Annotated in this window: 5 protein-coding genes, 3 tRNA genes and 1 other annotated feature; of the genes, 1 reads left to right on the top strand and 7 read right to left on the bottom strand. The window is 60.6% G+C overall.

What is annotated here, in order from left to right:
* The 7 genes from E0L15_RS10875 to E0L15_RS10845 form a co-directional block, all read right to left on the bottom strand.
* Positions 1-5,973: glycoside hydrolase family 2 TIM barrel-domain containing protein (locus E0L15_RS10875; RefSeq protein ID WP_168125607.1), on the bottom strand; the 5,973-nt coding region annotated here is incomplete at its 3' end.
* A gap of 325 nt (positions 5,974-6,298) precedes the next feature.
* A complete protein-coding gene (locus tag E0L15_RS10870; RefSeq protein ID WP_168125606.1) occupies positions 6,299-7,876 on the bottom strand; it encodes a hypothetical protein in 1,578 nt (525 codons plus the stop codon).
* A 62-nt stretch (positions 7,877-7,938) separates the two neighbouring features.
* Positions 7,939-8,014 (bottom strand) — tRNA-Val (locus E0L15_RS10865).
* A 5-nt stretch (positions 8,015-8,019) separates the two neighbouring features.
* Positions 8,020-8,094, bottom strand: a tRNA-Glu gene (locus E0L15_RS10860).
* Positions 8,095-8,157: 63 nt separating this feature from the next.
* Positions 8,158-8,234: transfer RNA gene (locus E0L15_RS10855), tRNA-Met, on the bottom strand.
* A gap of 834 nt (positions 8,235-9,068) precedes the next feature.
* On the bottom strand, positions 9,069-10,499 hold the full coding sequence (locus tag E0L15_RS10850; protein WP_168125605.1) for a glycine--tRNA ligase: 1,431 nt from the start codon (positions 10,497-10,499) through the stop codon (positions 9,069-9,071).
* A gap of 58 nt (positions 10,500-10,557) precedes the next feature.
* Positions 10,558-10,780 (bottom strand) — a binding site (T-box leader).
* A gap of 525 nt (positions 10,781-11,305) precedes the next feature.
* On the bottom strand, positions 11,306-13,273 hold the full coding sequence (locus E0L15_RS10845; RefSeq protein ID WP_168125604.1) for an LTA synthase family protein: 1,968 nt from the start codon (positions 13,271-13,273) through the stop codon (positions 11,306-11,308).
* A gap of 290 nt (positions 13,274-13,563) precedes the next feature.
* Here E0L15_RS10845 and miaB point away from each other — a divergent pair, with 290 nt between their 5' ends.
* Positions 13,564-14,976, top strand: coding sequence for a tRNA (N6-isopentenyl adenosine(37)-C2)-methylthiotransferase MiaB (gene miaB, locus E0L15_RS10840; RefSeq protein ID WP_168125603.1), 1,413 nt, complete (start codon positions 13,564-13,566; stop codon positions 14,974-14,976).
* The last annotated feature ends 183 nt before the right edge of the window (positions 14,977-15,159 follow it).

Here is a 15,159-nt window from a genome sequence, read left to right as displayed (position 1 = left end):
AGCCAGAACGGCCTTGGCGTTGGCCAGAGCGTCCTCGAAGGCCTTCTTGGCCGTGTCGGTGACACCGTCGGTGGACAGAGTGTCAGCATAGGCCACGGTCTTCTCCAGCAGAGTCTTGTTGACATCGCCGGGCTCGGGGGTGGGCTCAGGAGTGGGCTCGGGAGTAGGCTCGGGCTCCTCGCCGCCCACGGCGGTGATGAGGATGTAGCTGACCAGCACGTCATAGTTGGAGTCGCCGGTCTTCTCGGGGGCCAGGGTCAGGGTGACGGCGCCATCCGCAGCCACTTCCACGTTCTCCATGGTCACATAGGCAGGAGTGGCAGTGCACAGCTCCACGCCGTTGAGGGTGGCCAGGTTGGTCTCGCCCTGGTTGAGGGTGATGGTGGTGGGACGGGTGGTGCTCCACTGGGTCCAGGGATCCTGATAGCCCACATACACGTTGTAGGTGCCAGCCTTCAGGCCGTCGAACTGATAGCTCAGGGACTTGCCGGTGGCCTCCTTGGTCATGTGGCGCAGGGTGTCGTAAGCGGAACCGGTGCTGCCGTTGTCGGTGCCGGTGTTCTCGCCGTTGAGGTAGCCCCAGCCGTTCTCGGCGGTGTAGGCCACGTCGGCGTCCGCGTTGCGGATGGTGTCCTGGTTGGCGTCCACCAGAATCTGACCCAGAGCGGTGAAGTTGGTGGCGCCGGAGTCCACGAAGTAGACCACGTCATCGGGCACCACAGCCATGGTGTGCTTCACGGTCTGGCCATTGGCCAGGGAGCCGGAGAGCTCATAGGTGCCCACCTGGTCCAGGTTCAGGTTGTCCAGATTCCAGGTCACGTTCATGTCGAAGGGCTCGCCGCCGTTGACGGACACGGAGATGGCGTCGGGCAGGGCGGGCTTCTCACCCAGGTAGGTGTAGGCGGGCAGGTCCTCCACCACTTCCACCTCGGTGGTGGTGGTGTAGTTGATCTGGCTGAAGTCGTACCACAGGGCCACGTCCTCACGGGCCAGGTTGGTCTCGTCGTCGGCCTTCAGGGCCTCAGTGTCCAGAGCGCTGGAGTACAGACGCACGGAGCTGAAGTCGCTGAAGGAGGTACGGCCGGTGTCGGGGCACATACCGATGCCCAGGTACAGGTCGGAGGGCTGGACCTCACCCACGTTGCTGCGGGTGCTGGACAGCTCGCCGTTGAGGTAGACGCTGATGGTGCCGCCGTTGCTGCCGTCATACACAGCAGCCACACGCAGCCACTGCTGCACCAGCTCGTTGTTCATGGGGAAGTTGGAGCTCTCTCCGTCGGGAGGAGTGGGCATCCAGTTGGAGCCGTTGTAGGTAAAGAAGTACAGGTTGCCGCCGGAGATACGGAAGGCAGCGGAGCTGTCGCCCTTACCCATAATCATGTTGAAGGAGGAACCGGAGGTGTCATAGACGTTGGGACGGATGACGGCTTCCATGGTGAAGCTGTTGGAGCCGCCGATGACCTCGTTCATGGCCTCCTTGGCGCCCTCGTTGTCCACCAGGAAGTGACCGCTCATGTAGGTGCCCTGCTCGGCATCCATACCCATGGACACGGTGTCATACTTCTCGGTGACGTCCACATCAAAGCCATTGGCGCTCTGATCGGACACCACAGCGTGGTAGTAGGGATCGGCCTTCATGGTCTCCAGGATCTCGACCTGCTCGTCCAGGTGAGCCTTGGCGTCAGCCAGTTGCTCCTTGAGGGCGTCAGACAGTCCGTTGTAGGAGTTGACCAGCTTGTTGACCTCGGCCTCCTGGTCCACAGAGGTGACCACCAGGGACTCGATGGCTTCCTTCAGCTCCTTGACGGCGGAGTCCTGATCCACCACGGAAGCGGTGCGGAAGGGAGCGGTGACGTCATACAGGTCGGCGTCCTTCACGGTGTAGGGCACCATGGTGTAGGCGTAGCTGTAGGTCTTGGAGGTGGGCAGGGTGTACTGACCCAGCACGTCGGGACCGCAGCTGGCGTTACCAGTGCCCTGGGAACGGTAGTTGATGGACAGGTAGGTCTCGTTCTCGTAAGTCAGCTCATAGGGGTGACGGGCCTGAGTCAGGTCGTCGGCGGTGAAGTGCAGAGCCTGAGCCTCCACGGTGTCCTGGGCGGCAATGGCCATGGCGTAGTTGCTCTGGTCATTGGTGACGGTGAACCACTTCACCCCAGTCAGGGTGCCGGTGTCCTCGGTGTCCAGGTAGGGGAAGAACAGCTCGTTGACGGTGGAGGAGTACTCACCCACACGGGCGAAGGACTCACGGTCCCACATGGCCTCCACGGGGCCGTTGCCGTACCAGCTGACGTTCTCATAGCCCTCAGGCAGGACCATGGTGGTGCCGATGCGCATGAAGCGGCTGCGGCTGGTGCTGGTCTTGGTGGCGTCCACGGTGAGGTCCAGAGTGACAGCACCGGAGCCGTCCACGGTGTAGACCACGGTCTGAGACAGGCCGTTCATGTTGGGGAAGGTCTGGGTGAAGGCAATGGAGGTGAAGCCATTGGCCTGGGTGACCTGGATGTCACCGGAGACCTGGGCGTCCTTTCCAGCATTCTGCCAGGCCCAGTCGAAGTTGCCGTTGTCGTTGTTGACAGGAGCGCGCCAGAAGTTGGGGACAGGGCCCTGGGTCAGCAGGGTCTCGCCGTTGTACACATAGTTGGAGATGGCGCCGCTGGCCTTGTCGATGTTGAAGGAGAAGCCCTCACCGGTGATGGCGATGACGTCCTCAGCGGAGTCGTCCACCACCACTTCGTTGGCGGAGGGAGTCAGGGCCACCTGCTCTACGTTGGCAGGCACCTGGAACTGCTCATGGGCAACCTCGTGGCCAGCAGTGGCCCACAGGGTGTCGCTCTTGAGCTGCACGGAGATGTTCAGGTAGTACTCAGCGCCGTCCTTGGTCTCCTTGGGCATGTACTGAGCATAGGGGATGGTGATGGTCTGAGTGGTCTGGGGACCCACGTCGGCGTTGACAGTGCCCTCACCGATGACGGTGCCGTTCTCCATCAGCTGCCACACCACATTGTACTCGTTGAGGTTGGTGAAGCCGTTCTCGTTCTTCACCTGCACCAGGCCGCTCATCAGATCGGCCTCAGAGGCGGTGAACCACAGGCTCTGATACTGGTACTTCACTTCCTCCAGCTCGGGCTGAGCCACACGGTCGGGAGTGACCAGACCGTTCTGGCAGAAGTTGCCGGAGTTGTTGCGCCAGTCGCCGGTGTCGCCGCCGTAGCCGAAGAACTTGCCGTCCAGGGCCTGGCCGTAGATTTCCTCGTTGTAGTAGGCATAATCCTGAGCATAGTAGTTGTAGGTGCCGTCTTCCTTCTCCTGGATGCTGCTCATCTCAGCCCACAGCAGGACGCGCTCGTCGTCCTTGCCGATGGCAGGAGTGGCGGAGTTCTGGGCACGGATCTCGTCCTGGGTCAGAGCCACGTTGTAGAAGCGGCCCATGGAGATCTCGCCGGCGAACTGACGGCCGCTGTAATCGCTCTGGTAGCCCAGGCTCAGCAGGGCGCCGGAGGAGGAGATGGAGGTGGGGCCGGACTTGGAGCCGATCTCCTCGCCGTCCAGGTACACCTTCATGGCGCCGTTGTCATAGGTGGCAACCAGCTGGTGCCAGTTGTTCAAAAAGTCGTCGCCCAGCTTGGACTGCTCCACCACCAGGGAGTTCCAGCTGCCGTTGTAGACGAAGAACTCCAGGTTGTTGTCGCCGTTGAGCTTCAGAGCGAACTGCTTGTCGCCCTTGGCGGCGAAGACCTCGTTGGCCTTGAACTCGGTAGGCTTGAGAATGACTTCCACGGTGAAGGCCTTGCGGTCGCCGGACAGAGCGGCGTTGTAGGCCCCGTCGGTGTCCTCAAAGCCCACATAGCCGTTGACCAGGCTGGTGTCGGACAAAGCGCCCTCGCCGGGCTCCTTGTTGACGCTCTGGGCGCCGGCCACGCTGCCGGGATAGTCGGCCAGCTCATAGCTGGTGGGATACTGCACCACACGGGCCTGGTCCACCCAGTCCCAGATGAAGCCGCCCAGCATGTTGTCGCCGGAACGGACGGCATCCCAGTACTCCTTGATGCTGCCCACGGCGTTGCCCATGGCGTGGTCGTACTCGCACATCACGTAGGGCATGTTGTTGCGGGCCTCACCCTGGATGGTGGACACGGAGGGATACATGTTGGAGCCCATGTCGGTGCCGTTGGCCTTGTTGGAGCTCTCGGAGTGCACCGGACGGGTGGGATCGTTGTCCTTGAAGTACCAGATCAGATCATAGAACATGTAGTCGGCATAGTTGGCGTTGCTCTTGTAGTAGTTCTCGTTGCCGGTGGACCAGGACACGATGGCGCTGACGTTCTTCAAACGATTGAAGGTGGTCACAGTGCGGTCCATCGCCAGCTCCTTGAAGAGCACCTGCTTGCCCTCGTTGTTCATCAGCTGGTGGGACTCCAGGTTGGTCTCGGCCATCATGTACAGGCCGTACTTGTTGCACAGATAGTACAGATAGTCGTCGTTGGAGTAGTGAGAGGTACGGATGGCGTTGAGGTTGTACTGCTTCATCAGCTCAACGTCCTTCTCCATGACCTCCTTGCTCACGGCCTTGCCGTACACGGGGTCGGTGTCGTGGCGGTTGGTGCCGCGGAACACCAGAGGCTGACCGTTGATGGTGATGGGCTTGTACTCGCTGTCCTGCGTGGTGCGGTTGCCGCTCCCATCCACCTCAGTGCGGGTGAACTCGATCTCACGGAAGCCCAGCTGCTGGGACATGGAGCCCAGGTAGGCGCCGCCGTCCTTGTAGAGGCTCACCACCAGGTAGTACAGGTTGGGGTGCTCCGCGCTCCACAGCTCGGGGTCCTGCACGTACTTGGACAGGTCCACGGTCTGGCTGGAGCCCGCATCAATGGTGGGCACCTCGGCGGTCATGCCGTTGACGAACATGGAGCCGTCCTCGTTGTACACACGCACGTCCACCTTGTAGCCGGAAGCGGCCTGGGCGGACTCGTTCTCCACGGTGACGCTCAGGTCCAGGTTGGCGTTCTCATAGGTCTCGTCCAGGTCGGTGGTGACGAAGTAGTCGTTGAGGTGCACCTGAGGGGCGCCGTAGACGTACACGTCACGGAAGATGCCGCCGTCCTTGAACATGTCCTGCAGCTCGAACCAAGTGCCGTCGCAGAACTTATGTACTTCCACAGCCAGCAAGTTCTCGCCGTCCACCAGGTAGTCGGTGATGTCGAAGCTGTGGGGGGCGTAGGTGTCCTCGCTGTAACCCACGGGCTTGCCGTTGAGGTACACATAGTAGGCAGCCTCCACGCCCTGGAAGTTCAGGTAGATGCGGCCGTTCCTCTCTTTCAGCGTGGACAGGCCCTCATCCAGGGTAAAGGTCTTGCGGTACATACCCACGGGGTTGTAGTTGACAGGGGCCAGAGGAGCGGTGTCGCTGTTGGTGTTGTCCTCCTGCCAGGGCACCTGGGTATTGGTGTAGATGGGATAGTCCAGACCCCAATAGGTCCAGCTGGCGGGCAGCTGGAGCCCGCTGCTCCAGGAGTCATCGGGGGTGTAGTCGGTCTCGTAGAAGTTGGCGTAGCTCTCCTTGGCGATGGTGTCGTTCTTCACCACGCGCAGGGACCAGTCGGCATCGTTCTCACCGGTGAGGTACTGCACGTAGCCGGAGGCCTCCTTGTTGAAGTTGATGGCGCTGTCCAGAGCGGCATCCACGCTGTCGTAGATGACGCTGGAGGTGGCGAACATGCTGGCCTCCTCCCGGTTGACTGCAAACACGTCCTCGTTGCCGTCCTCACCGGTCCACTCCTTATAAGTAAAGGTGGGAGAGGTGATGGCGTCTTTCTTCTCCAGCACGGGGGTGGAGGCGGAGGCGTTCCAGGGATCCTTGTACCCAGCCTGGGTGTTCCCCGGCTCGGCTGCCATGGTATGAAGGGGAATCATACTCAGCAGCATGCTCAGGGCCAAACCAGTGGATACCACTCGTTTGTTGCGATTTCGCATGGGTGTTTTCCGTCCTTTCTCTTCATAGTATAGAGGCGCTGGGATGACAAGATGTTTGCTGCGACGCTCCACCCCTTTCCGGTGTCGGAATTTTTACTGAATAGACATTCCACGTTTGTGTGGAAAATTTTCACTCTAGATTATCCCACTGGCCTATACAATTTACAATTGACAAACAGCACAAAACATTTGGGCCATTTTTTAGAGAAAGTGCCGAACCAACTTCGGCAATACGCCGACACAGGCGGAAGGAATTGGAATTGAATTTTACAAAAAACACGCAGCCGTCTCCGTTTGGAGGCGACTGCGTGGAAAAAATGGGAATTCAGCGGGAGATGAGGTACAGATTTGCCTTGACCTCCCGGTCCCGGGGGCCGTTGGGGCTGGTGCACAGGGTGGTGACTTGGTGGAAGCCGGTGGACTGGCAGATCTGCTCCAACAGGGCGGATTGGTCCAAATAGACGGGCAAAGACACCACCACACGCCCCTCCTGCTCCAGCAGCGGGTCGTTCTCCAATACCTCCAGCTCTCCCCGGGTGGTGTTGAGAATGAGGGAGTGGTGGTAGAGCATCATTTCCGGTAAAAATTTCATGTGGTTGAAGTAGTTGTCGTTGACCACCACGAAGGGGACATCGTGGTAGGTGCGGGCCGCATCCAGGTAGGCGGCGTAGCCGGGATAAAGGCCGTTGGGGGTGGAGGTGGCCAGCCCCAGCAGCACCAGTCCGGCGGCAACCCCGGTGAGCATCCGGGTCTTGTATGGGAAGTCCCACACCAGTCCCGCCACCAGAAACACCCCCAGCACCATCAGGGGGAGCATGGGCATGAGATAGCGCAGCTCCTGGAAGGAGGTAAACTTCACCGTCACCAGGAAAAAGCCCAGGGTGGGCAGGAAGGTGAGGAGCAAGTAAAACCGCTGAGGGCCTGGGCTGCGGCGGAAGGCCACCACGGCCAGGGCCGCCACCCCCACGGATACCACCACAAAGAGGGCCAGGGGCAGGGAGAAGGCCCGGGCCAGGTGGCCCAAATCCTCCACCAGGTGGTCCCAGTATCCGCCCTGGGACAGGTTGGAGATGCCCCGGTCGCTGTGGAGCAGGTGGTCCAGGCAGGGTGGGAACAGGTAGATGCCCACCGCCCCATACAAGCCGTGGGACAGGGCAAAGCCCAGCCCGGTGCGCCACCGTTTTTGCCAGAGCATGGCCCCCAGGGTGACCAGGAAGAGGAACGCGGCATAGACGGCAAAGAAGTACTGGGTGAGAAAGCCCAGCACGCAGATGAGGCCGAAGCGCAGCCACCGCCACACGTTCCAGGTAAAGCCGCTGCGGTAGAACTCCACGCAGGAGTCCACATACAGCAGCACAAAGAGGGTCAGCAGCATGTACATCCGCTGAAGGAGCACCATGGACAGGGTGCCCATGCACAGCCCGTAGAGGAGAAGGGCAGGCACCCGAAACCGCTCCAGCCCCATGCGGCGCAAAAGAGAGAGCAGCACCAGGCAGCTGGCCAGCAGGGCAGGGAGGTTAATGAGAAAGACGGTGTACTTGGAAAACCCGCCCCCCAGCAGCAGGGCGGAGAAGTGGACCAGGATATAGAAGAGGGGCGGGTGGTTATCCAGCTCCTGGTTGCGGTAGATGGAGTGGAAGTTGAAGTAGTTCTCCGGGGTGAGGGTGACAAAATCCCGCACTTCCTGGGATGTTTTCCACACGGGGGTGCCGTGTTCCGGCATGAGGTTGTCCTCATAGGCGGTGAGCAGGCCGTTGCCGGGATTGACGGCGGAGGCGATGGTGTACACCTCGTCCTCGTGAAAGCCCACCTTTTGGGTCTGGTACAAGCAGGCCACCAGGGCAATCACCGCCAGCAGCAGGACAATCACCGCGTGTTTGCGCCAAAGGGAAGAGAATTTCATAGGGACCTCCCATCCGAGGATTGAAAAGGAAAAAAACCGAACGCATAAGCGTTCGGTTTTTCTGGTGGAGACTACAGAACTCGAATCTGTGACCTCTTGCGTGTGAAGCAAGCGCTCTACCGGCTGAGCTAAGCCTCCATATATGGTGACCCGTACGGGACTCGAACCCGTGTTACCGCCGTGAAAGGGCGGTGTCTTAACCGCTTGACCAACGGGCCATGTTGCCCACAGCGGGCGCTAGGTTGGGTTCCCGGAGTGGCGGCCATTGCCGCCTCTCCGGGTGGTAGCGGCAATGTGATTCGAACACATGACACTACGGGTATGAACCGTATGCTCTAGCCAACTGAGCTATGCCGCCGTAAGTCGTACCCAACAGGGCAAGAGATAGTATACCCACTTTGTCCTAAAATGTCAACACCTTTTTTCAAAAAAGTTTCAAAAAATTGCGCAGCACAACATCTTGTATGCCATCATGGCATTCTCCCATGATATGGAGCTTTCAGGCTGGCCAGCCTGGGGACGCGCTCCGCTGGGCCCCATTTCTCCCCGATGAGAAATGGGGGAAAGAATCGCCAAAGGCGGGGCCTTCCCCCGCCTTGTGGAATCCACCCCGCGGTACTAGGTGTCCCTGCGTCCTCCTGTTTTCGGCCCTTAGCCCGGTGGGGTCACATAGATGGCATAAAACTTCTACAGAACATACCTACTTCTCTGAAACATAATCCTTCTACCCCCAGGGCCTTATCCTGGTGTACCGCTGTTCCCAGCGATCGGCGGCGGGAACGCCGCTTCTCCAGGGTAGGCCCGGACGTGAAAACCACCCAGCCATAGGGCCAGTTGCCAGGATAGCCTGGTGTGGTGCAGGAGCAGGAGCCACAGCAAGGGTGACGGGCCGAACCTAGGCTTGACGCAGTTCCAGCCTCGTACCCCAGGGAGGTCCTTAGGGGGGAACGCCCTAAGCGGGTTTTGGTTCCTTTTGACCGAGCAAAAGGAACCCCCAGCGGGAAGCGTCCCCACCAGGCTGGCAAGCCGGATACAGGGGCGGTTAGAAGAACCCCCTCTCGTCTGCCCGACGGCAGACAGCTGCCCTCGCCAGGGGAAAAGCTACGCCTGAGACACAGTAAAAAGGCAAGCTTTTTGCAAAAAGACCGGGAGACACCAACGTCTCCCGGTCTTTTCAATCAAATAGCCTGTCTTAGTAAGCCAGCTTGGCGTCCAGCCAGGCCTTCAGCTCGGAAATGGGCACCCGCACCTGCTCCATGGTGTCGCGGTCCCGGATGGTGACAGCGTGGTCGGCCTCCTCGGTGTCGCTGCCCACGGTCTGGAAGTCCACGGTGACACAGTAGGGAGTGCCGATCTCGTCCTGGCGGCGGTAGCGCTTGCCGATGGAGCCAGCGTCGTCGAAGTCCACCATGAAGTACTTGGACAGCTCGGCCTGAATCTCACGGCCCTTGTCAGACAGCTTCTTGGACAGGGGCAGCACAGCCACCTTGTAGGGGGCCAGAGCGGGGTGGAGGCGCAGCACGGTGCGCACGTCGTCCTTGCCGTTTTTGTCCTGACCCACCACTTCCTCGTCGTAGGCGTCCACCAGGAAGGCCAGAGTCACACGGTCGGCGCCCAGAGAGGGCTCGATGACGTAGGGGATATAGTGCTCGTTCTTCTCCTGGTCGAAGTAGGTCATGTCCTTGCCGGAGGTGTTCTGGTGGGCGGTGAGGTCGAAGTTGGTGCGGCTGGCCACGCCCCACAGCTCGCCCCAACCGAAGGGGAAGACGAACTCGAAGTCGGTGGTGGCGTTGGAGTAGTGGGAGAGCTCCTCGGGGTCGTGGTCACGCAGGCGCAGATTCTCGTCCTTCACGCCCAGGTCCAGCAGCCACTTGTGGCAGAAGTCTTTCCAGTAGGCAAACCACTCCAGCTCGGTGCCGGGGGTGCAGAAGAACTCCAGCTCCATCTGCTCAAACTCACGGGTACGGAAGGTGAAGTTGCCGGGGGTGATCTCGTTGCGGAAGGACTTGCCGATCTGGCAGACACCAAAGGGCAGCTTGCGGCGGGTGGTGCGCTGGACGTTCTGGAAGTTGACAAAGATGCCCTGGGCGGTCTCGGGGCGCAGATACACGGTGTTCTTGGCGTCCTCGGTGACACCCTGGAAGGTCTTGAACATCAGGTTGAACTGGCGGATATCGGTCCAGTTGTGCTTGCCGCAGGAGGGGCAGGGGATCTGGTGCTCGTCCACAAAGGCCTTCATCTCAGCCTGGCTCATGGCGTCCACGGGCTTGCCCAGCTCGAAGTTGTTCTCCTGGCACCAGTCCTCAATGACCTTGTCGGCACGGAAGCGCTCCTTGCACTCCTTGCAGTCCATGAGGGGGTCGGAGAAGCCGCCCACGTGGCCGGAGGCCACCCACACCTGGGGATTCATGAGGATGGCGCAGTCCAGACCCACGTTGTAGGGGTTCTCCTGGACGAACTTCTTCCACCAGGCCTTCTTGACGTTGTTCTTCAGCTCCACGCCCAGGGGGCCGTAGTCCCAAGTGTTGGCCAGGCCGCCGTAGATCTCAGAGCCGGAGAAGATGAAGCCGCGTCCCTTACAGAGGTTTACAATCTTCTCCATGGTTTTCTCGGTGTTCTTCATGTGTTACACTCCTTCATTCATAGGATGCCAGCTCAAAACAAAACGCCCTGAGCCAGCGGCTCAGGGCGAACAAAATGTCCGTGGTTCCACCTGAATTCGCACAGGGTCTGTGCGCACTCTCACCCGGTAACGGCGGGGGCCGGTGACGCCTACTAGGGTCTCCCGTTGGGGTCACAGCTCAGGAGGGCCTTCCCACAGGGCAAAGGTGAGGATTTGCACCGACCATCCTCTCTCTTTCAAACCTTCCACACCTGGGTACTTATCTCCGTCTTCGCATATTGGAGCCACTGTATCACGTTTTTCCCCAGGTGTCAAGACGGGATTTGTCCCATCCTGGCATCAACCATCACAGAAGAATGGAGCATTCCACGGTCCCTGTATCAGGCTTGCCAGCCTGGTGGGGACGCTTCCCGCTGGGGGTTCCTTTTGCTCGGTCAAAAGGAACCAAAACCCGCTTAGGGCGTTCCCCCCTAAGTACCCCCCTGGGGTACGAGGCTGTCAATGCGCCAAGTCTATGGTCGGCCCGTCACCCTTGCTGTGGCTCCTGTTCCTGCCACTATACCAGGCCCCCCTGGGCAGCTGGCCCTACAGCTAGGTGGTTTCCATGTCCGGGCCTACCATGGAGAAGCGGCGTTCCCGCCGCCGGAAGCATGGACTCACCCCCTGTGGTGCTGTGGTAGGGGCCGTGGCTTGCCCGGCCCGTGGTTACCCTGGTATTGCCCCGGGGGATTCGGGAGGGGCAAGCCCCTCCCCTACAACGGGTCACCGGGAGTCTGGCCAATCCAAGGGCCTGCATTCTTCATTTTTCATTCATCACTATTCATTTGACTCCTCGCCCTCAGCACAGGGGTGGCCACCTGGTCCCCGTACAAGGTGTCGTCCAGCAGGGTACTCAGCAAATCCAGCTTCTCCCCGTCGCCCCCGGTGGTGGGGTGCTTGTAGGTGAGGGTGCCGTCCTGGGCCAAACTATATACCCAGGTGTCGTTGAGCCGGGTGTGGGACAGGTTTTGCAACAGCTTCCAGTACACGGGCTTCTCCACCCCCGCCAGGTTCAGCAAATCCACCCCCAGGTAGTTGGACCCCCGGTCCACCTTGTCCCCGGGCTTCCCGGGCAGGTAGGCCGGGTCGTTGGACCAGATGAGATAGTCGGTGGAGTACAGCTCCTTCATCTCCTGGGTGGACCAGCGGCTGTAATCGGAGGAGCACAGCCCCAGCTTGGAGTACACCGTACCCCCATCCAGAAGCCCCACTCCGGGGCGGTGGTCCCCGAAGAACACGATGACCGTGGGCTCGGCCTGGTCCCGGAAGTAGTCGGTGAGCTGCCCCAGGGCCTGGCTGGCGTCGTGGGTGCCCTGCACCACCGCCTGGAACATCTCTTGGGCCTGCCCCTTGAGGTCGGACTGGAAGGCCACCGTCAGCTCCTGGGCGTCGTACTTCTTCTTGTCATAGGGGGCGTGGTTCTCCATGGAAATGCCATAGAGGAACTGAGGCCCCTCTCCCTTGCCGTCCTCATACAGGTCCATGAGCAGCTTGGACAGGTAGGCGTCCGAGTAGAAGCTGCCCTCCCGCTGTGCCTCCAGGTAGGCCTGGTCGGTGGCCTGGGGGTCGATGGCGGCAAAGTCGTCCTGGAAGTAGGTCTTCTCAAAGCCCATGGCCTCAAACATGGGGGTGCGCTTGTAGATGGAGTCGTCATACATGTGCACCATCTCGGTGGAGTAGCCGCTGTCCCGCAGCACCGAGGGCACCGAGGGCAGACGGGAGAACACCTGGGGGTCCATGTTGTACAGGTCTTCCCCCCACAGAAGGCCGGTGTTCATCCCCGTGAGGATCTCCAACTCAATGTTACAGGTGCCATATCCTAAACTCCGAGTATAAAAGGTCCCGGATACTCCTTCTTGTTGTAGGCTATGGAAGGTCTCCAGGGGGTCTCCGTCAAAAGTGACCCCGGGCAGGCGGGTGACGTCGAAGAAGGACTCGGAGAGGATGAGGATGACGTTGGGCTGCTGGGCCACCCGGGTGTCCTCCTCCTGGCTGGCCAGCTCCACGGCCTGTTGGGCCGCCCGCTCCAGCTCCTCCGGGGAGGTGTCCCCCTCGTTGAGGGCCATGTGCACCTGGTTGAGGGCGCCCCGCCACAGGCCCAACAGCACCCCGGTCTCCCGGTTCACCGTGGCCTGGGACAGCTTCTGGTCGGTGCTCACCCCCATGGGGGTGAAGATCAGGGCGTTGGCCGCCACTCCGTACACCAGGGCCACAGCGGCCACACAGCCCGCTCCCGCCCACAGGCTGGCCTTGCGCTCCAGGCGCACGGGGTAGAGCAGCAGACACACCGCCACCAGCCACAGCACCAAGAAGAGGATGCACCCCAGGCTCAGGGGAGAGAAGTGGAGGGAGGAGGCGTTGAGCTGGGTGATGTCCCCCAGCTGGCCCAGGAGCAGGAAGTCCTGCACCGTCAGCGGCACCGAGGTGATGAGGGCCTTGAAGTAGCTGGAAAACACCATGATGGTGGGGGCCACGGCGGTGAGGATGGCCCCGGGCAGGATGGTGCGGGTGAAGAAGGTGAGCAGGCCGGTGAAGAGGGCCATGAGCCCCACCGTCCACCAGAACCATCCGGCAGTGAAGCAGGAGGGGAGGACGGCCAAGCTCTGGTGGACGACCACCTGGTCCACCAAAGCCACCACCAGGGCGTGGAGCACCACGGCCACGGGCAGCACCACAGGGGCTCCCCCACAGCGGCGGAGCAGGGCCTGGCGCAGACGTTGGGCAGTATGCAGCATAATAAGTCTCCTTATGGGGAACCTATGGGATTCCAAACAATTTGCTCTACTCTATCACGTTGCCCTGAGGCTGTCAACGCACAAGACCTGGGAATCCCCCGGGTGCGGTTCGTCTTGTTTTGCTATCTGTCTCATGGTATAATAGCCGCAGCTGCGGCTATTATACTTTGATTTTGCCGTTTTTCTCGCCCCTTACGGGGCAACCGAACAAACATGGCATGATACCATGTCGGCTTCGCCGTCCTGGTATCATATATGTTATAACCTTATGAATACTGGAGGAACTCCCCATGGAGAGAACGACCCCCGTCATCCCCGCTCAGGACGTGGCAAAACAGCGGGAATATTGTCAGGAAATCCGGGCCATCAACGCCCAGCACGCCCAGGCTCCCACCGCCTTTGTGGACACCTACGGGTGCCAGCAAAACGAGGCGGACTCGGAGCTGCTGCGGGGCATGCTGTGCGAGATGGGCTATGAGATTGTCCACGACGGCGAACACGCCGACCTCATCCTCATCAACACCTGCGCCATCCGAGAGCACGCCGAGCAGCGGGTGTTCGGCAACGTGGGCGCCCTGGTCCACGGCAAGCGGCGCAACCCCAACCAGATCATCTGCCTGTGCGGCTGCATGGCCCAGGAGCCCCACGTGGTGGAGCGTCTGCGCCAGTCCTACCAGCACGTGGACCTGGTGTTTGGGCCCCAGGTGCTGTGGCGCTTCCCTGAGTTTATGCGCCGCATCTACCTGCGCCGGGGCCGTGTCTTTGAGACTGCCCCCGCCGAAGGGGCCATCGCCGAAGGTCTGCCTGTGCGCCGCTCCGGCAAAATCAAGGCCTGGGTGTCCATCATGTATGGCTGCAACAACTTCTGCACCTACTGCATTGTGCCCTACACCCGGGGTCGGGAGCGCAGCCGAGAGCCGGAAATCATTTTGAGTGAGATTCGCCAGCTGGTGGCGGAAGGGTACAAGGACATCACCCTGCTGGGCCAGAACGTGAACTCCTACGGCAAGGACCTGGGCACCGGTATGGACTTTCCCACCCTGCTGGAGCAGGCCAACGCCATCGAAGGGGAGTTTTTGCTCCGCTTCATGACCAGCCACCCCAAGGACGCCACCCAGCGGCTCTTTGACGTGATGGCCAAGTGCGAGAAGGTGGCCCCCTGCATCCACCTGCCCTTCCAGTCCGGCAACACCCGGGTACTGAGTGCCATGAACCGCCGCTACACCCGGGAGCAGTACCTGGACAAGGTGAAGGCGCTCCGGGAGCGGATTCCCAACGTGGTGCTCACCAGCGACGTCATCGTGGGCTTCCCCGGGGAGACCACCCCGGAGTTTGAGGACACCCTCTCCCTCATTGAGGAGGTGCGCTACGACGCCCTGTTCACCTTCATCTACTCCCCCCGGAAGGGCACCCCTGCCGCGGAGATGGAGGACCCTTTGAGCCGCGAAGAGAAGTCCGCCAACTTCAACCGCCTGGTGGAGGCTCAGAACCGCATTTCCCTGGAAAAACACCAGGCCTATATCGGTACCATTCAGCACTGTCTGGTGGACGGGGAGAGCGAAGACCCCCGGAACAACCTCAACGCCCGCACCCCCGGCGGCCGCCTGGTGCACCTCAACGGCGACGTGGGGCTCATTGGTCAGTTTGTGGACGTAAAGATCACCGATTACTCCACCTGGGCGCTGTTTGGAGAACTTATTTGAATGAATAATGAAAAATGAAGAATGAAGAATGCAGGCCCTTCCGCCTGTGCCTCTGATTCAAATCCGTGCCGCTTGCGGCACACCATAATTATTCATTATTCACGATTCACTCTTCATTCCTGAAAGGAAGGTGGTGCCCATGACCCGCCGGGATTTCATCTTAAAATTGTTGGCCTACGGCAT

The sequence above is a fragment of the Pseudoflavonifractor sp. SW1122 genome (assembly GCF_012027765.1).
Classification (GTDB): Bacteria; Bacillota; Clostridia; order Oscillospirales; family Oscillospiraceae; genus Enterenecus; species Enterenecus faecium.
The sequence above is the reverse complement of the archived record's forward strand: the minus strand, read 5'-3'. Positions and strand labels throughout refer to the sequence as shown.